24 protein-coding genes are annotated in these 18,848 nt (G+C 69.4%); 4 read left to right on the top strand and 20 right to left on the bottom strand.

Going from position 1 to position 18,848, the window contains the following annotated elements:
* Positions 1 to 5: 5 nt before the first annotated feature.
* From ACIHIX_RS33065 to ACIHIX_RS33050, 4 genes are all read right to left on the bottom strand, one after another.
* Positions 6 to 2,177 (bottom strand): phosphotransferase, encoded by a 2,172-nt coding sequence (locus ACIHIX_RS33065; RefSeq protein ID WP_399962670.1) that lies wholly within the window; start codon positions 2,175 to 2,177, stop codon positions 6 to 8.
* A gap of 244 nt (positions 2,178 to 2,421) precedes the next feature.
* Entirely contained in the window at positions 2,422 to 2,859 is a 438-nt protein-coding gene (locus tag ACIHIX_RS33060) for a hypothetical protein (RefSeq protein ID WP_399962669.1), read from the bottom strand.
* 219 nt (positions 2,860 to 3,078) lie between these two features.
* The gene (locus tag ACIHIX_RS33055; RefSeq protein WP_399962667.1) at positions 3,079 to 3,792 is read right to left on the bottom strand and encodes an HAD family hydrolase; all 714 of its coding nucleotides are present in this window, start codon (positions 3,790 to 3,792) and stop codon (positions 3,079 to 3,081) included.
* A gap of 29 nt (positions 3,793 to 3,821) precedes the next feature.
* A complete protein-coding gene (locus ACIHIX_RS33050; protein ID WP_399962665.1) occupies positions 3,822 to 4,700 on the bottom strand; it encodes a GntR family transcriptional regulator in 879 nt (292 codons plus the stop codon).
* A 177-nt stretch (positions 4,701 to 4,877) separates the two neighbouring features.
* Between ACIHIX_RS33050 and ACIHIX_RS33045 the strand changes: the two genes are divergently transcribed.
* Positions 4,878 to 5,066 (top strand): hypothetical protein, encoded by a 189-nt coding sequence (locus ACIHIX_RS33045; protein WP_329337587.1) that lies wholly within the window; start codon positions 4,878 to 4,880, stop codon positions 5,064 to 5,066.
* A gap of 35 nt (positions 5,067 to 5,101) precedes the next feature.
* Here ACIHIX_RS33045 and ACIHIX_RS33040 read toward each other — a convergent pair whose 3' ends face one another.
* Complete coding sequence (locus ACIHIX_RS33040; RefSeq protein WP_399962663.1) at positions 5,102 to 6,010, bottom strand: winged helix-turn-helix domain-containing protein; 909 nt, start codon at positions 6,008 to 6,010, stop codon at positions 5,102 to 5,104.
* A gap of 176 nt (positions 6,011 to 6,186) precedes the next feature.
* Here ACIHIX_RS33040 and ACIHIX_RS33035 point away from each other — a divergent pair, with 176 nt between their 5' ends.
* The gene (locus ACIHIX_RS33035) at positions 6,187 to 6,369 is read left to right on the top strand and encodes a hypothetical protein (protein WP_329337584.1); all 183 of its coding nucleotides are present in this window, start codon (positions 6,187 to 6,189) and stop codon (positions 6,367 to 6,369) included.
* A 206-nt stretch (positions 6,370 to 6,575) separates the two neighbouring features.
* Here ACIHIX_RS33035 and ACIHIX_RS33030 read toward each other — a convergent pair whose 3' ends face one another.
* Together ACIHIX_RS33030 and ACIHIX_RS33025 are read right to left on the bottom strand one after the other, a co-directional pair.
* Positions 6,576 to 7,841 carry a GNAT family N-acetyltransferase gene (locus tag ACIHIX_RS33030; RefSeq protein ID WP_399962661.1) on the bottom strand — a complete coding sequence of 422 codons (1,266 nt, stop codon included), beginning with the start codon at positions 7,839 to 7,841 and terminating at the stop codon, positions 6,576 to 6,578.
* Positions 7,842 to 8,001: 160 nt separating this feature from the next.
* On the bottom strand, positions 8,002 to 8,559 hold the full coding sequence (locus ACIHIX_RS33025; RefSeq protein WP_399962659.1) for an aerial mycelium formation protein: 558 nt from the start codon (positions 8,557 to 8,559) through the stop codon (positions 8,002 to 8,004).
* Between the two features lie 167 nt (positions 8,560 to 8,726).
* On the opposite strand from ACIHIX_RS33025, the gene dtd reads away from it, so the two are divergent.
* The gene (dtd, locus tag ACIHIX_RS33020) at positions 8,727 to 9,152 is read left to right on the top strand and encodes a D-aminoacyl-tRNA deacylase (protein WP_399962657.1); all 426 of its coding nucleotides are present in this window, start codon (positions 8,727 to 8,729) and stop codon (positions 9,150 to 9,152) included.
* A gap of 19 nt (positions 9,153 to 9,171) precedes the next feature.
* Here dtd and ACIHIX_RS33015 read toward each other — a convergent pair whose 3' ends face one another.
* From ACIHIX_RS33015 to ACIHIX_RS32990, 6 genes are all read right to left on the bottom strand, one after another.
* On the bottom strand, positions 9,172 to 10,137 hold the full coding sequence (locus ACIHIX_RS33015; protein WP_399962655.1) for a YgfZ/GcvT domain-containing protein: 966 nt from the start codon (positions 10,135 to 10,137) through the stop codon (positions 9,172 to 9,174).
* A gap of 10 nt (positions 10,138 to 10,147) precedes the next feature.
* Positions 10,148 to 10,585 carry a Fur family transcriptional regulator gene (locus tag ACIHIX_RS33010; RefSeq protein WP_399962653.1) on the bottom strand — a complete coding sequence of 146 codons (438 nt, stop codon included), beginning with the start codon at positions 10,583 to 10,585 and terminating at the stop codon, positions 10,148 to 10,150.
* Positions 10,586 to 10,617: 32 nt separating this feature from the next.
* Positions 10,618 to 11,193: an FABP family protein gene (locus ACIHIX_RS33005; protein ID WP_329337573.1), complete on the bottom strand. Its 576-nt coding sequence runs from the start codon at positions 11,191 to 11,193 to the stop codon at positions 10,618 to 10,620.
* A gap of 227 nt (positions 11,194 to 11,420) precedes the next feature.
* Positions 11,421 to 12,347: a hypothetical protein gene (locus ACIHIX_RS33000; protein WP_399962651.1), complete on the bottom strand. Its 927-nt coding sequence runs from the start codon at positions 12,345 to 12,347 to the stop codon at positions 11,421 to 11,423.
* Positions 12,344 to 13,162 carry a hypothetical protein gene (locus ACIHIX_RS32995; RefSeq protein WP_399962648.1) on the bottom strand — a complete coding sequence of 273 codons (819 nt, stop codon included), beginning with the start codon at positions 13,160 to 13,162 and terminating at the stop codon, positions 12,344 to 12,346. Before ACIHIX_RS32995 ends, ACIHIX_RS33000 begins: the two co-directional genes overlap by 4 nt.
* Complete coding sequence (locus tag ACIHIX_RS32990) at positions 13,159 to 13,986, bottom strand: hypothetical protein (RefSeq protein ID WP_399962646.1); 828 nt, start codon at positions 13,984 to 13,986, stop codon at positions 13,159 to 13,161. The genes ACIHIX_RS32995 and ACIHIX_RS32990 overlap by 4 nt, the downstream gene beginning before the upstream one ends.
* Before the next feature lie 64 nt (positions 13,987 to 14,050).
* On the opposite strand from ACIHIX_RS32990, the gene ACIHIX_RS32985 reads away from it, so the two are divergent.
* Complete coding sequence (locus tag ACIHIX_RS32985; RefSeq protein ID WP_399962644.1) at positions 14,051 to 14,413, top strand: DsrE family protein; 363 nt, start codon at positions 14,051 to 14,053, stop codon at positions 14,411 to 14,413.
* Positions 14,414 to 14,596: 183 nt separating this feature from the next.
* Here the strand turns inward: ACIHIX_RS32985 and ACIHIX_RS32980 are convergent, their stop codons facing one another.
* The 7 genes from ACIHIX_RS32980 to ACIHIX_RS32950 form a co-directional block, all read right to left on the bottom strand.
* Positions 14,597 to 14,968, bottom strand: a complete 372-nt coding sequence (locus ACIHIX_RS32980) for a VOC family protein (protein ID WP_399962642.1) — start codon at positions 14,966 to 14,968, stop codon at positions 14,597 to 14,599.
* Between the two features lie 10 nt (positions 14,969 to 14,978).
* A complete protein-coding gene (locus ACIHIX_RS32975) occupies positions 14,979 to 15,239 on the bottom strand; it encodes a DUF3099 domain-containing protein (protein WP_031051809.1) in 261 nt (86 codons plus the stop codon).
* A 74-nt stretch (positions 15,240 to 15,313) separates the two neighbouring features.
* Entirely contained in the window at positions 15,314 to 15,601 is a 288-nt protein-coding gene (locus tag ACIHIX_RS32970; RefSeq protein WP_020122955.1) for a DUF1416 domain-containing protein, read from the bottom strand.
* Positions 15,602 to 15,665: 64 nt separating this feature from the next.
* A complete protein-coding gene (locus ACIHIX_RS32965) occupies positions 15,666 to 16,505 on the bottom strand; it encodes a sulfurtransferase (protein ID WP_399962640.1) in 840 nt (279 codons plus the stop codon).
* A gap of 128 nt (positions 16,506 to 16,633) precedes the next feature.
* The gene (locus ACIHIX_RS32960; protein ID WP_350310325.1) at positions 16,634 to 16,714 is read right to left on the bottom strand and encodes a putative leader peptide; all 81 of its coding nucleotides are present in this window, start codon (positions 16,712 to 16,714) and stop codon (positions 16,634 to 16,636) included.
* Positions 16,715 to 16,912: 198 nt separating this feature from the next.
* On the bottom strand, positions 16,913 to 17,641 hold the full coding sequence (locus ACIHIX_RS32955; protein ID WP_399962638.1) for a DUF2993 domain-containing protein: 729 nt from the start codon (positions 17,639 to 17,641) through the stop codon (positions 16,913 to 16,915).
* A 124-nt stretch (positions 17,642 to 17,765) separates the two neighbouring features.
* Positions 17,766 to 18,848 carry a hypothetical protein gene (locus ACIHIX_RS32950; protein WP_399962636.1) on the bottom strand — a complete coding sequence of 361 codons (1,083 nt, stop codon included), beginning with the start codon at positions 18,846 to 18,848 and terminating at the stop codon, positions 17,766 to 17,768.

Below are 18,848 nucleotides of genomic sequence, written 5' to 3'. Positions count from 1 at the left end.
AGGCGCTACGCGAACGCCCGGGCCAGGTGCGGACTGGCCGTCGCGCGCGCCGGGAGACCGAGGGAGGCCGTCGCCGCCGCCAGTGTCATCGCGTAGGAGTCCAGCGCCCGGCGGACGTTGGGGGCGTCCAGGCTCGCGCCGGTGACCAGGCGGTCGAGGTCGATGTAGGCGGAGCGCACGATCTCGATCCAGCGGTAGACGTCCCAGTCCCGCTCCCACGCGACGGTGTGCTCGGGGGACAGCAGGCTCGACCAACGACGGAACATGCGCTCGCGGATCTCGGGCCGGGTCGGGGTGAGGTGCATGTGCCGGACGAGGTCGTAGAGCGGGTCGCCGACGACGGCCATCTCCCAGTCGATGATGGTCAGGGCCCGCTTGCCGGGGCGGCGCACCAGGTTCCACGGGTTCAGGTCCCCGTGCAGCAGGGTGGGCGTGCGGTGGCTCACCCGGTGCCGGGTCAGGATCTCGCGCAGACGCGGGGCGTCGGGCAGCCCGAGGATCCGGGCCAGCTGCTGGGACTCCTTCGGCAGCCCGCCGACGAGCAGGACCAGTTGTTCGCTCAGCCAGGGATAGAAGTCGCCCTGGCCCGCGGCGGGATCGAGCTGCTTGTAGTCCACGACGGTCAGGGCGTGGAGCTGGTCCACCAGCCCGTCCGCCTCGTGCGGCAGCAGGCCGTGCACGGGGTGGTTGGGCGGCTGGTCCGTGTCCTGCGGCCCTTCGTAGGTGTGGATGGCGAAAGGTTCCCCCTCATAGCTCGACCCCAGAGCCAGGAACCTCGGCGCCGCCACGCCGGCCCCGGACCGCTCGATGGCCCGCAGCACGGCGTGCTCGCTCAGAAAGCCGCGCTCACGTCGGCAGACGTTCGCCACCTTGCGCCGTACGACGACCGGAAAGTCGACCCCCGGAACCCGCACGACCGAGTTCAGGTGCCCGGTGCCTTTGAAGACCTGGCCGGAAGGTGCCGCGCCCTCCGCGATCAGGGCCTCGCGCACGGCCGAGCGGGGAAAGTCGGGGTGCTCGGGGAGCCGCGGGTCCTGGCTCCATCTGCTGACGCTGAACGACAGGCCGCGACCGCCGTTTCTGGCCGCCCGCCACCGGAAGAGGATCCGCTTGAGCTCGGGCTCGCCCGGAACGCCGCCGAGGCCGAGCGACCGCGCCCCTTCCTCCAGGGCCCGGCTCACCCGCCCCGTCGCCTCGTCCAGCCGCCGCTCGCCGGAGGAGTCGAGCAGGGAACGCGCCGCCGTCATCACCGTCTGGTACACGCACAGCGCCTGCTCGAAGGCGATGTAGTGGCGCAGATCCCTGCCCAGGCCGTTGACGGCCGCGGGACGCGGCGACCGCATCGCCTTCGCCCACGACTCGGTCACCTCGTCCCACTGCTCCGACGGGTACCGCATACGCACGACGTGGGCGGCGAGTTCGTAGAGCGGATCGCCGTAGGTCGCCGACTCCCAGTCGACGAGGACGGGTGAACCGCCGTCGCCGGGCATGATCAGGCTGTCCCGGCTCAGGGCCGTGTGGAGCACGCTGTACGGCCGCCGGGACATGACCGGAGCCTGCTCGGCCAGCCGCAGCATGGCGTCCGCCGGGACACCGAGGGCGGTGAACAGGCCACCGAAGGCAGTCCAATTGGGCTGGACGACCTGCCGGTGCGCCATGAGAGCCCGGATGCGCAGAAATCCCTGACGGTCCGTGTGGTTGCCGGGCCAGTCCACCGGCAGGGTCGGCAGCGCGGTGCCCCGCACCTGGGTCAGCCGGGCGAGCTGCTCGGTCAGGGCGTCGATGAGCGGGGAGGCGACGTGCTTGTCGTCACCGCAGAGCTCCGAGAGCGGGAGACCGTCCACAGCCGTGTGGACGACGAAGTCCTCGGCCCCGAAGAGCCGCTCCGGCACAGCGGGCAGCACGGCACGGACGGCTCGGACGACCTGCGCCTCGTAGGGCCAGGTCCTGATGGTCGTGGACCGCGTCTCGGGGTGCCGGACCCGCACGATCACCGGGGTGCCGGCCGCGAGACCCGCCAAGGGGGCCATCGCGTGCGACAACGGCAGTTCGTACACCCGCCCGTGCGGTCCGTCGGCAACCGGGGTTCCGCTCGCGGCCAGGGCGACGAAGGCCTCGACGACGCCAGGCGTGACGCGTCCCCCGTGGTGAGGACGGGGACGGGGTGATGGGCCCACGGGCCGCTCCGGATGACTCGCGCGAGAGAGGTTAGGTACGGCAAGGCAACACTAAATGCCGTTTTTATCAGGCACGACCAGAGCCGAGCTCGAGTAGCCACTACGGGTGGCGGGCTCTCTACCTCGTCAGGCCGGCCGAGGATGAGGTTGTTCTCACCCTCTACACGCGCGGGACCGAGCGTTTGGCTCAAGCGGTTCGGGGATGCTATCGCATGCGGCCGGTTTTCCCGGCCACGGCGAGGGGTCACTTGGCGAGGTGGTTCCAGACGGACTCGAACCAGGCGGACATGGACTCCACGAAGACGGAACCGGGCGAATTCGGGTTGCTCTCGTCCTTCAGGTGACGAGTCAGCGTCGCACCGAGGCCCAGGACATCGAGAGCGTCCACGACCTCTCCGCTGTCCAGTTCGATCTGTCGCTCGGTCACAACGCCTGGAGATCGACGGACGACACCAAGGCGCTGATCCTCGGGGTCGTCCTGGGTCCGCGGATAGGCCAACTGCTCTGTCCGATGAGGCAGAAGCAGTCGTACGGCGATGCGCTCCGGGGCAATCTCGCGGGCCTCGCCCCGGTCCACCTGGAAGCGTATGTGCGCGGCCAGTGACTCGGAGGTCAACGTGTAGACGTCCAGCCTGACTTCGGGCCGTTCGAAGGCGTCGGCGACAAGGTGCCCGAGGGTCACGCCACGTCGCGAGGCGGGCCGAGCTCCTCGGCAAGCTCCCGCTGTGGCGGCAGGGGGGAGCCCATCGCGTACGCGCCGTCGCTCATCCGCCCGCGCAGCACGTCGGCGACCCGAGGAGGGACTGGATGCTTCTGATCCAGATACTCAGGGGCTCGGGGAACTCGCCGTCGGCCGGCAGGTGCTGGCGGCATGGGCGGCCCTGGGGCTGGCGATGATGACTCAGGCCTGATGCTGATCCCTCACCATGGACTGGATGACGTCCAGCGAGTGCACCACGATCAGGGCCCCTGCCTCGCGCAGCTCCCGCTCCTTGCGTTCGTTACGCGCGTAGCCCACGAACGGGACCTTGGCTTTGCGGGCAGCGAGGCAGTCGAAGTGGGAGTCGCCGATCATCAGGGCCTCCGAGGGGGCCCTACCGGTCGCGTTGAGCGCACGGTTGAGGCAGTACGGGTCCGGCTTGAGCTGCTTCAGGTCCTGGGTGCGGCCGTAGATGTGGGGAGCGAAGCAGCGGAGCAGATCGCGTCCGTCCAGGTAGGTACGGACCACCTTCGCCGAATTGTTCGTCGTGACGGCCAGGCGGACGTCCACTGCCGCCCAGGTGCGTATCAGCGTGTCGGCATAGATGGTGGGCATCGCCGAGGAAGCGGCGTGCAGTTCCTCCTTGGTGAGACGTTCCTCCAACTCCGCGACCAGGTCGCTGTCCGGATGCCGGGCGTCGACCGCGGCCAGGATCACCTGCGGGTTGAGGGACCTGCGTTCGTCCTCCGTCACCAGGCCGTGCAGACCTCGGCTCTCCAGCCAGGTGACCAGTCGCACCGCCACCTCCTCCGAAGAGTGGCCCGCGAACAGCCGGCAGATCGGGCCGTCGAAGTCCCACAGCACGACCTTGGCCCGCTTGATCGCTTCTCGCAGTTCCGCTGTCTCTTCCGCCACCGAATCAGTCTGCGTCGTATCAGGAGTCACTAGGAGAGTGTCAGGTCCGTCGTGATGGTTTCCCAGAGGGCGTCGAACCACTTCTGGGATTCCTCCACGAACGCCGCGTCGCGCTGGCCCGCTTCCTTCACGAAGGAGAAGAGGACCGAGCGGGAGCCGAGGACGTCGTACATCTCCAGGGTCTGGCTCTCGTACTCCTCCTCGCGGCGTTCGAGCATGTAGTAGCCGAGCAGTACCTCGTCCCCGTTGAGCAGGTACATCTTCACCGGCGGGGTGAAGGGCAGGGCGCGGAAGGTGACCGTGACGTCGATGCCGTGGGTGGCGCGGACGGCGTTGAGGTTGTGCTTGAGGACGTGGGCCTGCGCGTTGCGCATCTCCAACCAGCGCTGGTGGACCGGGTCCTCCTCGGCGTCGCGGTCGACCAGGACCGGGAAGGCGAGGTTGATGTCCCGGGACGGCAGCAGGACGCGGAAGTCGATGGACTCGGGGCGGATCGCGCCCTCGTGGATGCGGCGCAGGGAGTCGCCGAGCGCCAGCAACAGGGTCTCGGAGGTGTGGCTCACGACGTCCACGTGGACGTGGCGGGCCGTGAACGCCTCCGACAGGCGTGGCGCCAGTCCGACCATCGTCGGCTGCGGCGCCCCCCTGACCGGTGCCGGTTCCGCGATCCGGGGCGGGCTGCCCTTGCTCACGTTGCTGAGGAGGCCGTCCTCCTGGAGGGCGCGCAGGGCCTGGCGGACGGTGCCGCGTTCGACGTTGAACTCCTCGGCGAGTTCCGCCTGGGTGGGCAGGCGGTCGCCCGCCTTCAGGGCGCCGGCGCGGATCCGGTCCCGGAGGATGTCGGCGATCTCCTGAGGCGAGAGCTTTCTGCTGCCGTTCACTGCCACGTTCTCCTGGGTCACGACCAAACGCTACAACTCTCGCCCATCTATGGGGAGTTGCCGGGTAGTTGTTTCGAAGTAGGCACCAAGTGGGGACAACTAGATTAGAGATGGTTGCCAACTTTCCCAAGTTGGCGGAAGTTTTGCCTCCTTGTAGCCCAACCCCGCCTCACACCCCGCCTCACGCCCTAAGGGGGGAACCACATGCCCGCCATCTACCTCCTCTCCGCCATCTTCGCCGTCGGCGTCGAGCAGACCGTCCAGTGGAAGTACGGCGCCGCCGGCATCCTCGGCCTGCTGCTGCTCAGCGTCGGCGTCAAGGCCAAGAGCCCGGCCCTGAGCTCCGTCGGCGCGGTGATGCTCGCCCTCCTCGTCGCGGGGCCCGCCCTATGAAGAGGAACCACCCGGATCCACCCCTGTGGGAGACCTCAGCTCGTGAGCGTCAGCTCCGAACTGATCGTCTCCCACAGTGCGTTGAACCACAGATGGGACTGCTCCACGAAGGTGGTGTCCCGCAGCCCGGCACCCTGCTCGAAGGCGAACAGCATCGACTGCGTGCCCTCCGCGTCGTACATCACCAGCTGCTCGTGGTCGATCTCCTCCTCGCGCTTGGTGAGCGTGTAGTAGGCGAAGAGGGCTTCCGTGTTGTTGAGCAGGTAGAGCTTCACCGGCGGGGTGAAGGGCAGGGCCCGGAAGGTGACCTTGACGTCGATGCCGTGGGTGGCGCGCAGGGCGAGGAGGTTGTGCTGGAGCACCTGCCCCTGGGCGTTGCGCTGGGACAGCCAGCGGCGCTGCACCCGGCCGTCCGTCGAGGCGTCCACGGGGATCGGGAAGGCCAGGTCGATGTCCCGGCTCGGCAGCAGAACACGGACGTCGACCTTGGCCGGTTTCAGCCGTCCGGCGTGAATCTGGCGCAGCGGTTCGCCGAGGGCGAGGTTGAAGGAGACCGAGGTCAGACACAGGGCGTCTATCTCGACGTGCGGGGCGGCGAAGGCGGCGGCCACGCGCGGGGCGAGGGCGACCATCGTCGGCAGCGGCGGGGCTCCGGGGCCGGTCAGCGCCCTGCCGAGGTCGGGGGCGACCGTCGCGGGGCTGCCCTTGGAGACGTTGGTGAGCAGCCGCTCCGACTGCAGGATGCGCAGGGCCTGCCGTACGGCCCCGCGCTCCACCCCGAACTCGTCCGCCAGCCTGGCCTGGGTGGGCATGCGCTGACCCGGCCGCAGCTCACCGGACCGGATACGGGAACGCAGCTCGTCGGCCACCGCACGGGGTGACCTCTGTGACCGCTGCGCCTTCTCCAGCCCATTGACGGAGGCGGGTTTCGGGTCCACGACCAAACACTACAACTTCCCGCCATCTTTGGGCAGTTCGCAGGAAGGTGGTTATGAGACGCATCCAAGCGGAGATAAGTACAGTGAAGTTGGTCGCCAACTTGCACAACATGGTCAAACTTCCAAGTGGTTGGCGTCAGCAGGCCGCGCACGACACCATGCTTCGCCCAGGGGGGATCGTCATGCCGTTCGCCATCGCCATCGCCGCCCTAGCCATCGGATTCGAGCAGCTCGTGCAGTGGAAATGGGGGCCGATGGGCATCATCGCCTTCCTGCTGCTCACGGTCGGCGTCAAAGCCAGGAACACCATGGTGGGCGGCCTCGGAGCGGCGATCCTCGTGATGCTGCTCGCCCAGTCCGGCTGACGGGACCGCCCACGTCCGACGTCAGTCCGGCCGATCGGCCTCCCTTCCGGAGGGGAGCCGGGAGCCTGATCGGTCAGCGGAAGACAGCACAGCCACAACTCAACATCGACAACTGAACATCGCTTTGTACAGCCACAACTGAACAGGCACGACTCAACAGCTACACCTACGGATTCGTTCTTGTCGTCCGTCGTCGAAGGGGGTTCTCAGAACATGTCCGGGCACCACGGTCGCCTGGACGTACGCAGTAGGGCGTCGGCCACCCGGGCGGCGCCCACTCGTTCTTCCCGGACCCGGCCCAGCGCCGCCAGCCGTACGGCGGACTCGTCGCCCAGCCACAGGGCCGCCAAGTCGGCGATGTCCAGCGAGAGTTCGGGGCTCTCACGGGTCGGCACGCAGGACGCGCCGTCCGCCGCCGCCTCCAGCCGGTACCGTCCACCGGCCAGCCCGGCCGCGTCGGCCACCTCCAGGACCAGGGAGCCCTCCCCGTCGTAAGCACGCGCCTCCAGAGCCCGTACGACGTCCAGCAGCCGCACCCACAGCCAGTCCGCCTGCGTGGTGGCCCTCGCGGCCCGCGGGTTGGGGAGGTGGAAGGGGAGCAGGTCGTCGGGGGCGCGCCAGCCGGTCTTCACCTGGGTGACCCAGTCGATCGAGCAGAGGTAGTGCCACAGGGCGCGTTCGGCGGCGGGGGTCGTCGCGATCAGCCACTTCACCTGGGCCGTGTCGTGCGGCTGCTTGTCGTGCCAGGTGTCGTCGCAGAGGTACGACACCAGGCCCTCGGGTTCGCCGGACGGGGAGCGGTACAGGGCGTAGAAGGGTTCCGCCCACGGCGTGGGATCCAGGTGGATGACGCCCGTGTTGACCTGCCACCAGCGGTCGTCGCGGCTGACCGCGCCGGCCTGGCCGCGGCGGAGGCGCTCGTGCAGGTCGGGGCCGAGCTTGCGGACGTCCTCGGCGTCGACGAGGTCGATACGGCCGCCGTCGTCCGGAGTGGACCGGCGAGGGTCGAGACCGGCGCGGGGGACGTCGACGGTCCACTCGGTCATCCAGGTGGCGGGGCCGAAGCCGTAGCGGCCGTAGATCTGGTACTCGGCGGCGATGAGGGTGGCGGCGACGTCTCCGCGGTCCTTCGCGGCGGTGAGGTCCTCGGTCATCATGCGGGTCAGGAGGCCACGGCGGCGGTGGGTGGCGGTGACGGCGACGTTCGAGATGGCGTCGGCGGGGATCTGGTTGCCGCCGGGGACGGTGAGCTGCTGGTCGAAGGAGCGGAACGTCGCCACGCAGCGGTCGGTGTCGAAGGCGCCCTGGGTGCGGTGGGCGAGGAGGTAGCCGGTGCGGGAGTCGATTTCCTCCTGGGTGGGGGCGGGGCTGCGGAGGAAGCCGGTGTGGAGGGCGCGGGTCCAGTCGGGGATGTCGGCCTGGGTGATGGGGCGGACGTCGATGTCGGAGTGCGGGCGGTGGCGGGTGGTCATGGGGTCACGGTAGGGGGGCGGTGGGTGTGGGCCACAACTGTTTTCGCCCCCGCCGCCCCCACCCGTCCCATCCCTGGGGCTGCCGCCCCCGGACCCCCGATTCGGCCCCGAAAGGGCCTCGTCCTCAAACGCCGGACGGGCTGGAGGAGGCGGAACGGTGTCACATCAGCAAGTCGTCCACCTGCGCCTCGCCCTCCCGATAGCGGCGGGCGATCTCGCCGCTGCACTCGTCCGTCGTGCGCTGGAGGTGCTGTCGGCGGCGGGAGACCTGCTGTTCGTAGCGGACGAGGCGGCCCATCGCGTCGTTCAGCTCGGCGTCCGTACGCGCGGCGAGGTCGGAGAGTTCGACTTCGGCGAGCATGTCGGCGGCGAGGCGCCGGTACTCCTCGTTGTGCGGGGTGCCCAGCGTGACGTGGCGGGCGGAGGAGCGCTGCCGGGCCGGGGCGTCCGTGAGGATCTCCGAGAGCCGCTCCACCACCGACCCCTCGCCCGCCGGCGAGCGCCGGGCCAGCTCCGCGCGCAGGATGTCGATACGGCCCTGGAGCAGACGCCGCACATAGCTGAGGTCCGCCTCGTCACGCTGGGCGTCCCGGCGCAGCGTGCGCAGCTCGGGCAGGTTCAGAACGGTCAGGTCGGGCTCCGGCGGGTCCACGGGCAGCCGCTGCGCGGGTGGCCTGACCGCGGACCCGGGTGGCTGCTCGGTACTCGGTGTGCTCATGTGCCTCTACCGTCCCCTCGACCGGCGTGTGTGAGCATCGTGCCACCCCAAGTGGCCGCTATGTGACCGAGTGCCCCCGAACGGCCCAGATGGGGGGTTAAGGATCATTGAGAAGCCGCGTACAGCCCCCTAAGAATGTCGTGCCGGTCGCACGGCATCATGGGGCCATGCGTGCAGTGGTGCAGAGGGTCGACGGCGCGAGCGTCGTGGTCGACGGTGAGACGGTCGGGGAGATCCGCGGCGAGGGGCTGTGTGTCCTCGTCGGGGTGACACACGAGGACACCAAGGAGAAGGCGGCCCAACTCGCCCGCAAACTCTGGTCGATCCGGATGCTGCACGACGAGCGGTCGTGCAGCGACACCGACGCTCCCCTGCTGGTCATCAGCCAGTTCACCCTGTACGGGGACGCCCGCAAGGGCCGCCGTCCCACCTGGAACGCAGCCGCCCCCGGCGACATCGCCGAGCCCCTCGTCGAGGAGGTCGTCGCCCAGCTCCGCGCCCTGGGCGCGACGGTGGCGACGGGCCGGTTCGGCGCCCAGATGCGGGTGTCCCTGACGAACGACGGCCCGTTCACGGTCCTGCTGGAGATCTAGGACCTCCCGGTCCAGCGGTCTAAGGCTCGACGACCACTTCCTGCGCCGCCGCCGTCTCCCCCGCCACCAACGGCGCGTCCACGGCCACGTTCCGCTTCACCAGCGCCAACGCCACCGGCCCCAGCTCATGGTGGCGTACCGACGTCGTGATGAAACCGATCTTGCGGCCGTCGGGGCCGTCGGCCGCGAGGCGGAGGTCCGTGCCGGCGGGCGGGAGGTGGACCTCGCTGCCGTCCAGGTGGAGGAAGACCAGGCGGCGCGGGGGCTTGCCGAGGTTCTGGACGCGGGCCACCGTCTCCTGGCCGCGGTAGCAGCCCTTCTGCAGATGGACCGCGGTGCCGATCCAGCCCAGCTCGTGCGGGATGGTGCGGTGGTCGGTCTCGAAGCCGAGGCGGGGGCGGTGCTGCTCGACGCGGAGGGCCTCGTAGGCGAGGAGACCGGCGGCCGGGCCCGTCTTCGCCGCGTAGGACTCCAGGTCCTCGCGGGGGAGGAACAGGTCGCGGCCGTACGCCGTCTCACGGACCACGACGCCCTCGGGCACCTCGGCGATGGAGCCCGCCGGGAGGTGGACCACCGCGATGTCGGCGGTGCGGTCGGTGACCTCGACGCGGTAGAAGAACTTCATGGACTCCAGGTAGGCGATCAGCGCCTCCTGGGTGCCCGGTTCCACGTGGATCCAGACCGTCGCACCGTCGTCCACCAGGTACAGCGCGTGCTCGATGTGCCCGTTGGCGGACAGCACCAGCGCTTCGGTGGCCTCGCCGACGGGCAGCTCGGCGACATGCTGCGTGAGCAGCAGATGCAGCCAGCTGAGCCGGTCGTCGCCGGTCACGGCGATGACCCCGCGGTGCGAGAGGTCGACGAATCCGGTGCCCTCGGCGAGGGCGCGCTGTTCGCGGAACAGGTCGCCGTAGTGGGCCGCGACGTCTTCGTCCACGCCTTCGCCGGGGACGGCGCCGGGCAGGGACAGCAGAGGGCTCTTCATACGCCTAAGCCTACGACTCGGTAGTTGAAGCCTTCAGGGAACAGTCCTTGCAGCGGCCGAAGATCGCGAAGTGCTTCATGTCCGTCTCGAAACCGAAGGTCGAGCGCAGCTTCGCGGTGAACTCCGCCGCCACCTGGATGTCGGCCTCGATGACGTTCTGGCAGTCGCGGCAGACCAGGTGGATGTGGTGGTGACGGTCGGCGAGATGGTACGTCGGCGCGCCGTGCCCGAGGTGGGCGTGGCTGACCAGGCCCAGCTCCTCCAGGAGCTCCAGCGTCCGGTAGACGGTGGAGATGTTGACCCCCGACGCGGTCTTCTTCACTTCCGTGAGGATGTCGTCGGGGGTCGCGTGCTCAAGGGTGTCCACGGCTTCGAGCACGAGTTGCCGCTGCGGCGTCAGCCGGTAGCCGCGCTGCCTGAGGTCGCTCTTCCAGTCGGTGCTCACCACACCGACGAGTGTATGACTACTTGAGCGAGGGCTTACTTGAAGAAGGCGATGCCGTCGTCAGGCATGTCATCGGGGAGGGCCTTGGCCCAGCGCTCGACGTCCTCCGGGGTGACGACCTTCTTCAGGTGCGCGGACATGTAGGGGCGCAGCTCGACCTCGGGGGTCTGCTTCTCGCCGACCCACATCAGGTCGCTGTTGACGTAGCCGTACAGCCGCTTGCCGCCGCTGTACGGGCCGGAGGCGGCCGTACGGGCGACCGCGTCCGTGACGATGTCGATCTGCGGCTTCTGCTTGGCCAGCTCGCCGTACCAGATCTCGACGACGCCGTCGTCGCGGACCATCGTCACCTCGACCTTGCGGTCGGCGTCGACGCGCCAGAAGCCGTGCTCGGACTCCAGCGGACGGACCTTGTTCCCGTCGTTGTCCAGGACCCAGGTGTGGGACTGGTACTCCAGGAAGTCACGGCCGTCGTGGGAGAAGGTGACCTCCTGCCCGAAGTTGCACTTCTCGGAGCCGGGGAAGTCGTGCACACCCGCGCCCGCCCAGTTGCCGAGCAGGAAGACGAGGGGGACGAGGTCCTTGTGGAGGTCGGACGGGATCTCGATCATGAGCTTCTACAGTTCCTAGCGTCGGGTCAGCGCTGGCCCTGGTACAGCTTCTTCACCGTCAGCCCGGCGAAGGCGAGGACGCCGACGCAGACCAGGACGAGCAGGGCTTCGAAGAATGCCTCAAGCACGGGGTGCTCCTTGCTGAGCGGTAACGGGCGGTACTAGAGCCGGGCCCCAGCTTAGTCGGCCGGGGCCCGCCCTTCTCTGCGAGGTACACCTCAACGGCGTCAGCCCAGCAGCTGGCTCTGCAGCACCACCGTCTGCTGGAACGGTACGGCCTCAGCCGCGCCCTTCCTCGACTGCACGACCAGGCCGAGGACGTCGCCGGAGACCAGATACGCCTCCCGCACCTGCTCCGCCCCGTACGGCTTGGCCTCGCCGTACGCGTAGTGCCGTACGTTCTCCACCTCGGCCTTCTCCGGGAACGCCTCGTCGAGGTGCACCTCGGAGGCGCCCTTCAGCGCGAACTGGGGGGCGTCGTAGCCGGTGAAGCTGTTCTCCTGGAGGGAGTCGACGACCCTCGCGGTGTCGAACTGCAGCAGGTAGATCCGGGTGTGCGTGCCGTCGGCCGTGGTCCAGCCCCGGGCGGCGACGTGCCGCAGCCCCTGGTCGGTCAGGAGCTGGCCGATGGCGTCCCGGTCGTCCTTGTCCTCGTAGACCGCGAGGAAGTCCTTCCTCGCCAGCCAGCCGTCCTCGCCGTCGAGCGCCTTGTCGGCCTTGGCGCCCTTGGGCGCGGGCAGGAGCAGTGCGCGCAGGTCGGCGTAGTGGGAGTTGGACGAGTTCGCCTTGTCGAAGGGCCGCGGGCTGCCGGCGGGCAGCGGCGGCTGCACGATCGGCGGATACTCCCAGCGTCCGTCCGTCTCGGTCGCGAGTCCCGGTACGTCCGTCCGCTCCATCCGTGTGATCCCGTACGCCGTCCCGGCCCCGGCCGCGGCGAAGACCACGACGGCGGCGGTCCACCGCAGGACGGCCCGCAGCACCCGTCGGTCCTTCTTGACGGCCGGGGCGGGCGGGGTGGGCGGGACGGCCGGGGCGTCCGGGACGACCGGTGACCCCTCGGTGGTCCCAGCGCCCGCCTCCGCGGCCTCCGCGACCTCGGTGACCTCGGTGACCTCGGTGATCTCCCCGATCGGCTGCTGCTGTTCGGTGCTCATACGGCCTTCCCCGGGTCGTCGATGCGGTCGAGCTGGGCGGCGACGAAGGTGGCGATCCCGCCCTTGTCGAGGGGGGCGACCCCGGACGCGTTGACGGCGACCAGGACGTCTCCCACGTAGGCGGAGCAGAACATCCAGTCGATCTTCTCGTCCTTGTCCTTGGGCGACAGGAAGCACTTGGCGTTCTTGTGGCCGTCGATCTTCGGGCCCTTGCGCATGATGCCGAGGGCCTCGAAGAACTCGATCTCGGACGTCGAGCTGTTCCGCACGGCGGCCTGGCTCTCCATCTGCGTCAGCGTGACGCTGACCGAGGACACCTTGTCGTCGTAGACCGCGTAGCCGTTGGCGTTGAGGTAGCTGCGCATCACGACGCCCTTGATGCGCTGCCGGTCGATCTGCTTCTCCAGCTTCCGCCGGTCGGCGGGCGGGAGTCCCTTGAGCGACTCCTTGCGCAGGGCGGTGGCCTGCCGGCCGCTGAGCTCGGCGTCGGCGCCGAACTCGTCGATGTCGGGGCCCTGGGCGAACCCGTTCTCCTCGTACGGCATCAGCATCCCGCGCAGCCCCTTCGCCTCCGCGGTGCCCTGGTCCGCGGCGGCCTTCGGGAACTTCCAGCTCGGCTTCCCGGGGTCCCGGTCGGCGTCCTGGACGGTCACGACGGTGTAGCCGGTGCCTCCGACGACGGCGCCGAGGAGGAGGACGGAGCCGGTGAGGGTGGCGACGCGACGAAGGGGGAAACGCTTCTTCACGACGGTCGCAGGCTCGGGAAGCGGAGCCTCGAGAACCTCGGGGTTCTCTGCGATCTCGGTCTCGCTCACAGCCGCTCCATCTGCCGCTTGGCCAGGTCCATGATCTTCTTCTTGGGAATGGGCTTGGTGTCGTAGACCCAGACCGTCATGGCGATGTCGCCGCGCGTGGCCATCGCCTCGGCGGAGTACAGCGGCAGATAGCCGGGCTTCGTGTCCGGCTTGTTGTGGACGTACGCCCACCCGTCACCGGTCCCGGGAACGGGCCAGCTGTCGGTGTCGTCCTCGTCACCGGCGAAGCCCTGCTCGTTCGCGGTGTAGTCGGCGGCCGTCAGACCCCGCTCCTGGCGGAACTGCGTGAGCACGATCTCGACGCTGTACGTGCCGCCGACCAGCCAGTCGGTGACGGCAGCCCGGCGGAACTCGTCGGTCGCGAGGTTGCCGAAGGCGTTCTGCGGCTTCTCGTAGAGGTCCGCGTACTCGGCGATGTCCATCCAGCCGTCGACGCCCGCCGCGAAGTCGGGCTCCCGGGCTCCCTTGGGCTTCTTGAGCAGCAGCTTGCGCAGATCGCCGTTCACCTTGACGTGCCGGTCCCGGGCGGCGGACAGCGGCTCGACCTCGCCCTTGGCCTGCTTGACGACCGGCTGCGACAGCGGCGGCAGCGCGGTGGGCTCGCGGTTCGCCTGTACGACGAACCCGGTGCAGGTGCCGGCGACGACACCGAGCACGGCGGCCGCGGCGATGATCAGCGTGGTGCGGCCGCGCCGCCGGGGCCGGGGAGCCTCTGCCGTTTCGAGCGGCTCCGGCACTTCCGGCACCTCGTCAGGTACCGGGTTTTCCTGAACTTCAGGTACTTCCAAGACGTCCCCCCACAGAACGTGAAGTGCACATTCCATATGTGCGCACAGAAGACTCACGGCCTGCGACCTGGGTTGTAGCCGCGTTGATTACGATTCAGTCATGGCGAAGAAGCTCGTGATCAAGGTGACGGCGGGGGCCGATGCCCCCGAACGCTGCTCGCAGGCGTTCACGGTGGCGGCGGTGGCCGTGGCCAGTGGGGTCGAGGTCTCCCTGTGGCTGACCGGCGAGTCCGCGTGGTTCGCGCTGCCGGGCCGGGCCGCCGAGTTCGAGCTGCCGCACGCCGCCCCCCTCCCCGACCTCATCGAGTCGATCCTGGCCGGCGGCACGCTGACCCTGTGCACCCAGTGCGCGGCCCGCCGGGACATCACGGAGAAGGACGTCATCGAGGGCGTACGGATCGCGGGCGCGCAGGTGTTCGTACAGGAAGCGCTCGCGGACGAGACACAGGCGCTCGTCTACTAGGGCCTGTCCGGCGGATCATGCCGCAGACGCGGGGGCTGGCGCGCCGGCCTGCGGCGTTGTCGTCGGTTGCCGACGCTCCGCGTCGCCGCCCTCCTCCGCCTTGCACTCCGACGCGCCAGCCCCCGCTCACCAGCGTCGATGAGGCGCTGCTGCTTTCCCGCGACCTGATCCGCCGGACAGGCCCTAGGGCGTCCACAGACAGAACGGATGCCCCGCCGGGTCGAAGAGCACCCGTACGTCGTCCTGGGGCTGGTACTCGGCGAGGCGCGCGCCCTCGGCCATCGCCCGCGCGGTCTCGGCCGCCAGGTCGTCGACCTCGATGTCGAGGTGCAGCATCATCTGCTGCTCGCCGGGCTCGCGGTCGGGCCAGCGGGGCGGTACGTACGCGGGCTCGGTCTGGAAGGCGAGCCCCACGCCTCCGCCCGGCGGCCCGACGAGCACCCAGTCGGCCTCGTCCTCGCGGACCACGAATCCGAGCAGGCGCTGATAGAAGTCGGCGAGCTGATGGGCGTCCGGTGCGTCGAGTACGACGGTCGACAACCTCATGGGCGACATGGGCCCCTTCCTACTGCCGCCGCTTCTTCCCGTCCAGCTCGTCCCACCACTCGTCGGACTTGGGGTCGCCGGAGGGGTCGTCCCACCAACGGTCGTCCGGCCCGCGCCGGTTGGCGACCATGGCGGCGACCGGCGGGATCACCATGGCGACCACACACATCCCCACAGCGACCGGGATCGACCAGAGACGTACGACACCCCAGGCCAGGACGAAGAGCCCGATACAGGTGCCCATCATGGCGAAGTAGACGTGACGTCGGCGCGCCAGCATGTGTCCAGGGTAGGCCGGGACATGGCGAAGGGCCGCACCCGGAGAGGTGCGGCCCTTCGTGCGACACAGGTCCGTCAGACGGCGATCGCGACCTCGGCGAGGCCGCCCTGCTGGGCGACGACGGTACGGTCGGCGGTCGCGCCCGGCACCAGCGCGCGGACGGTCCAGGTGCCCTCGGCCGCGTAGAAGCGGAACTGGCCCGTCGCGGAGGTGGGGACCTCGGCGGTGAACTCGCCCGTCGAGTCCAGGAGGCGGACGTAGCCCACCACAGGCTCGCCGTCACGCGTCACCTGGCCCTGGATCGTGGTCTCACCGGGCTTGATCGTCGAGGCGTCGGGGCCGCCGGCCTTCGCTCCACACATGTCTTTCTCCAGATTCAGAAGGTCTGACCGGAAGGAAGGCCGGTCGGGGTGGGACTGGGTCTGCTTACTTGTTGGCGCCGAGCTCGATCGGAACGCCGACGAGGCTGCCGTACTCGGTCCAGGAGCCGTCGTAGTTCTTGACGTTCTCGACACCGAGCAGCTCGTGCAGGACGAACCAGGTGAGCGCGGAGCGCTCACCGATGCGGCAGTAGGCGATGGTGTCCTTGGCGAGGTCGACCTGCTCCTCGGCGTAGAGCTCCTTGAGCTCGTCGTCCGACTTGAAGGTGCCGTCGTCGTTGGCGTTCTTCGACCACGGGATGTTGCGCGCGGACGGGACGTGGCCCGGGCGCTGCGACTGCTCCTGCGGCAGGTGGGCCGGGGCGAGCAGCTTGCCGGAGAACTCGTCGGGGGAGCGGACGTCGACCAGGTTCTGGCTGCCGATCGCGGCGACGACGTCGTCGCGGAAGGCGCGGATGGCCGTGTTCTGGGCCTTGGCCTGGTACTCGGTCGTCGGGCGCGAGGGCACGTCCTCGACGAGCTCGCGGGCGTCGAGCTCCCACTTCTTGCGGCCGCCGTCGAGGAGCTTGACGCTGTCGTGGCCGTAGAGCTTGAAGTACCAGTAGGCGTACGAGGCGAACCAGTTGTTGTTGCCGCCGTAGAGGATCACCAGGGTGTCGTTGCCGATGCCCTTGGCGGACAGGAGCTTCTCGAAGCCCTCCTGGTCGACGAAGTCACGGCGGACCGGGTCCTGAAGGTCCTTGGTCCAGTCGATGCGGATGGCGTTGCGGATGTGGTTCTTCTCGTAGGCGGACGTGTCCTCGTCCACCTCCACGATCGCGATGTTCGGGTTGTCGAGGTTGGCCTCGACCCAGTCGGCGTCGACCAGGACGTCGCTGCGGCTCATGCTCTTTCTCCTCCGGGGCAGTTACGGCGGGGCATACGGCTGTGAGGGTGCGCGGGCCGACGGGGCCTCGGCGCACGGATGCCCTGGGTTCAGGGCGGGGGGATGCGGACGGCGCTCGGCGCTTCCGCTCAGAAAGTGCGACAGAGCATGGCGGCAACGCGGCACAGGTCCACTGCCCGCCGCTTTGTGAGATCCGCCTGTCGCTTCATGCCGTCGATCGTAGGGACGGACTAGCAGCCATGTCACCGGCGTGTCGTATTTTGAGACGCGATCGTCCGCGATGTGGGAATGGATCAGCGCCCGGGCCGTGTCCGCACGGGTTCCGGACGCCGGTGGCCGTCATCACACCCACGTACGCGGACGGCCCGTCTCGCTCCTCGGACACTCACCGTCCGCCGAACGCGGTCCTACCCGGCCAGCTCGACGTTCGAACCCTTCACCGTGACCTCCACACCGTCCGGCGCGGCCTCGACCTTGTCGAGCTGGATGCCGCCGGGCAGATCATCGATCTTCTGCTCGAAGTCGGTGATCGACCGCACCTTGCCCTCGGCGACCTCGACGACCAGGTTCGGCAGGTTGTCGGCGTGCACCTTCACGGTGTCGCCGGCCACGGTGACCGTGCTGAGCACGGGGTAGGTGGTCGACTTGCCCAGCGCCGTGACCTTGACGTTCACCTTGATCTTGCCGTTGCCCCCGTCGGAGAGCCCGACCACCTCGGCGGTCACCCCGGTGAAGATCTCCGTCGGCTCGGACTGGGCGGCCTTCAGCAGCTCGTCGTAGGAGATGGAGGCCGTACCGCTCGCCGTGGCGGCCGTGGCGGAGCTGTAGTCCCCGGAGAACGAGACGCCCTTGAAGTTCGCCGTGATGTCGTCGATCCGAATCTTCTCGCCCGCGGTCCCGGCAGCCGCCTCGTAGTCCTTGATCCCCACCTCGGCGTCGTCCAGCTCACCGGAGACAACCTGGGTCAGGAACGGAAAGCCCTTGATGGAGACATCCGGCGTACTGGCGAGGTTCTCGCTGTTCCGCAGCTTGTCCGCCACCTCGCCCTCGGCGAAGTGCACGGCGACCCGGTCGGCGATGACGAAGAGCCCGCCCAGCACGACAACAACAATCAGCAGTATTCGCAGTGCGCGCATTCTTTTGTGTTCCCCCACTGAGGCGGTCTACGTCCCAGCCACCGTAGCGCCGCGGACAACGCACCCCGCGAAACTGTTGATCACCTGTAACAGCCGCAACCGGCGCGGTCCGGCCCCCGACGGACTACCCGAGCGCCCGCCCCAGCACATAGACAGCCGGAGCGGCAGCGGCCAGCGGCAGCGCGACGCCCGCGGTGAAGTGGACGAACCGTGACGGATAGTCGTAGCTGGCCACCCGGTGCCCGATCAGCGCACACACCCCCGCGCCGACCCCGAGCAACGCACCCTCCGCCCCCACCCCGGTCATCCCGCCGACGGCGATACCCGCCCCCGCCGCAGCCAGCAGCGAGACGACCACCGACGCCACCGTGGGCAGCGGCAGTGCCCGCGCCAGCACCGCCACCGCGACCGAGGCCGCGCCCACCGACACCGCGTCCGCCGACGCGGCGAGGTACCCGCCCGCGACGATCGCCAGTGCCGACGAGGCGACGGTCGCCATCAGGCCGTACATCCGGGTATCGGGGTCCGCGTGCGACCGCAGCTGGAGCACCAGGCACAGCAGCACCCACACCCCCAGCGTGCCGAGGATCGCCGCGGGCGACCGGTCGGCGGCCAGCAGCGCCACGTCCGCGACGACCGCCCCGAGGAACGCCAGCGCGATGCCCTGCCGGGCGGGCCACATGCCGTTCAGCCGGAACCAGCCGGCGGCCGTCACGGCCTGAAGGAGGACGAGCGGCACGAGCAGCGCGTACGACCCGACGGCCGCCGCACCCGCGAGCAGCAGCCCCAGCACCGCCGTGAGGGCGGCGGGCTGCATCCCGGGCTCGATGATCGGCGAACGTCCTTCGAGGCGGGCGCGCTGGGCGTCGGTGACACGGGAGTTGCCACCGAGGGTGGCGGGTCCGTAGTCACCGGAAGAAGCCGCGGCAGGAGCCGGCGCCGAGACCGGTTCCTGATACGCGGGCTCCTCATACACAGGCTCCTGATACACAGGCTCCTGGTACCCGGCCGGCTCATACCCCTGCGGCGGCAGATACGCCGTGTCCGCCGGAGCAGGCGCGGCGGGCGCGTGCATCTGCGTCTCCCAGGTCTGCCCCTGCCACTGCTGGGTGTACTGCTGGGCGGCGTGCGGATCCTCGTACGCCTGCTGCCAGTAAGGGTCGTACCCCTGCTGCCCCTGCTGCCCCTCATACGGCTGGTTCGTCAT

The organism is Streptomyces sp. NPDC051913 (genome assembly GCF_044593635.1).
GTDB lineage: Bacteria > Actinomycetota > Actinomycetes > Streptomycetales > Streptomycetaceae > Streptomyces.
Note: the sequence above shows the minus strand (reverse complement) of the source record. Positions and strands in the feature narration are given on the sequence as shown.

Bases quoted from the DNA above. Each gene is read 5' to 3' on its own strand.
- ACIHIX_RS33045 (WP_329337587.1), top strand. From the start codon at position 4,878: ATGCCCGCCATCTACCTCCTCTCCGCCATCTTCGCCGTCGGCGTCGAG.
- ACIHIX_RS33035 (WP_329337584.1), top strand. From the start codon at position 6,187: ATGCCGTTCGCCATCGCCATCGCCGCCCTAGCCATCGGATTCGAGCAG.
- ACIHIX_RS33030 (WP_399962661.1), bottom strand. From the start codon at position 7,841: ATGACCACCCGCCACCGCCCGCACTCCGACATCGACGTCCGCCCCATC.
- ACIHIX_RS33025 (WP_399962659.1), bottom strand. From the start codon at position 8,559: ATGAGCACACCGAGTACCGAGCAGCCACCCGGGTCCGCGGTCAGGCCA.
- dtd (WP_399962657.1), top strand. From the start codon at position 8,727: ATGCGTGCAGTGGTGCAGAGGGTCGACGGCGCGAGCGTCGTGGTCGAC.
- ACIHIX_RS33015 (WP_399962655.1), bottom strand. From the start codon at position 10,137: ATGAAGAGCCCTCTGCTGTCCCTGCCCGGCGCCGTCCCCGGCGAAGGC.
- ACIHIX_RS33005 (WP_329337573.1), bottom strand. From the start codon at position 11,193: ATGATCGAGATCCCGTCCGACCTCCACAAGGACCTCGTCCCCCTCGTC.
- ACIHIX_RS33000 (WP_399962651.1), bottom strand. From the start codon at position 12,347: ATGAGCACCGAACAGCAGCAGCCGATCGGGGAGATCACCGAGGTCACC.
- ACIHIX_RS32990 (WP_399962646.1), bottom strand. From the start codon at position 13,986: ATGGAATGTGCACTTCACGTTCTGTGGGGGGACGTCTTGGAAGTACCT.
- ACIHIX_RS32985 (WP_399962644.1), top strand. From the start codon at position 14,051: ATGGCGAAGAAGCTCGTGATCAAGGTGACGGCGGGGGCCGATGCCCCC.
- ACIHIX_RS32980 (WP_399962642.1), bottom strand. From the start codon at position 14,968: ATGTCGCCCATGAGGTTGTCGACCGTCGTACTCGACGCACCGGACGCC.
- ACIHIX_RS32975 (WP_031051809.1), bottom strand. From the start codon at position 15,239: ATGCTGGCGCGCCGACGTCACGTCTACTTCGCCATGATGGGCACCTGT.
- ACIHIX_RS32970 (WP_020122955.1), bottom strand. From the start codon at position 15,601: ATGTGTGGAGCGAAGGCCGGCGGCCCCGACGCCTCGACGATCAAGCCC.
- ACIHIX_RS32965 (WP_399962640.1), bottom strand. From the start codon at position 16,505: ATGAGCCGCAGCGACGTCCTGGTCGACGCCGACTGGGTCGAGGCCAAC.
- ACIHIX_RS32960 (WP_350310325.1), bottom strand. From the start codon at position 16,714: ATGAAGCGACAGGCGGATCTCACAAAGCGGCGGGCAGTGGACCTGTGC.
- ACIHIX_RS32955 (WP_399962638.1), bottom strand. From the start codon at position 17,641: ATGCGCGCACTGCGAATACTGCTGATTGTTGTTGTCGTGCTGGGCGGG.
- ACIHIX_RS32950 (WP_399962636.1), bottom strand. From the start codon at position 18,848: ATGACGAACCAGCCGTATGAGGGGCAGCAGGGGCAGCAGGGGTACGAC.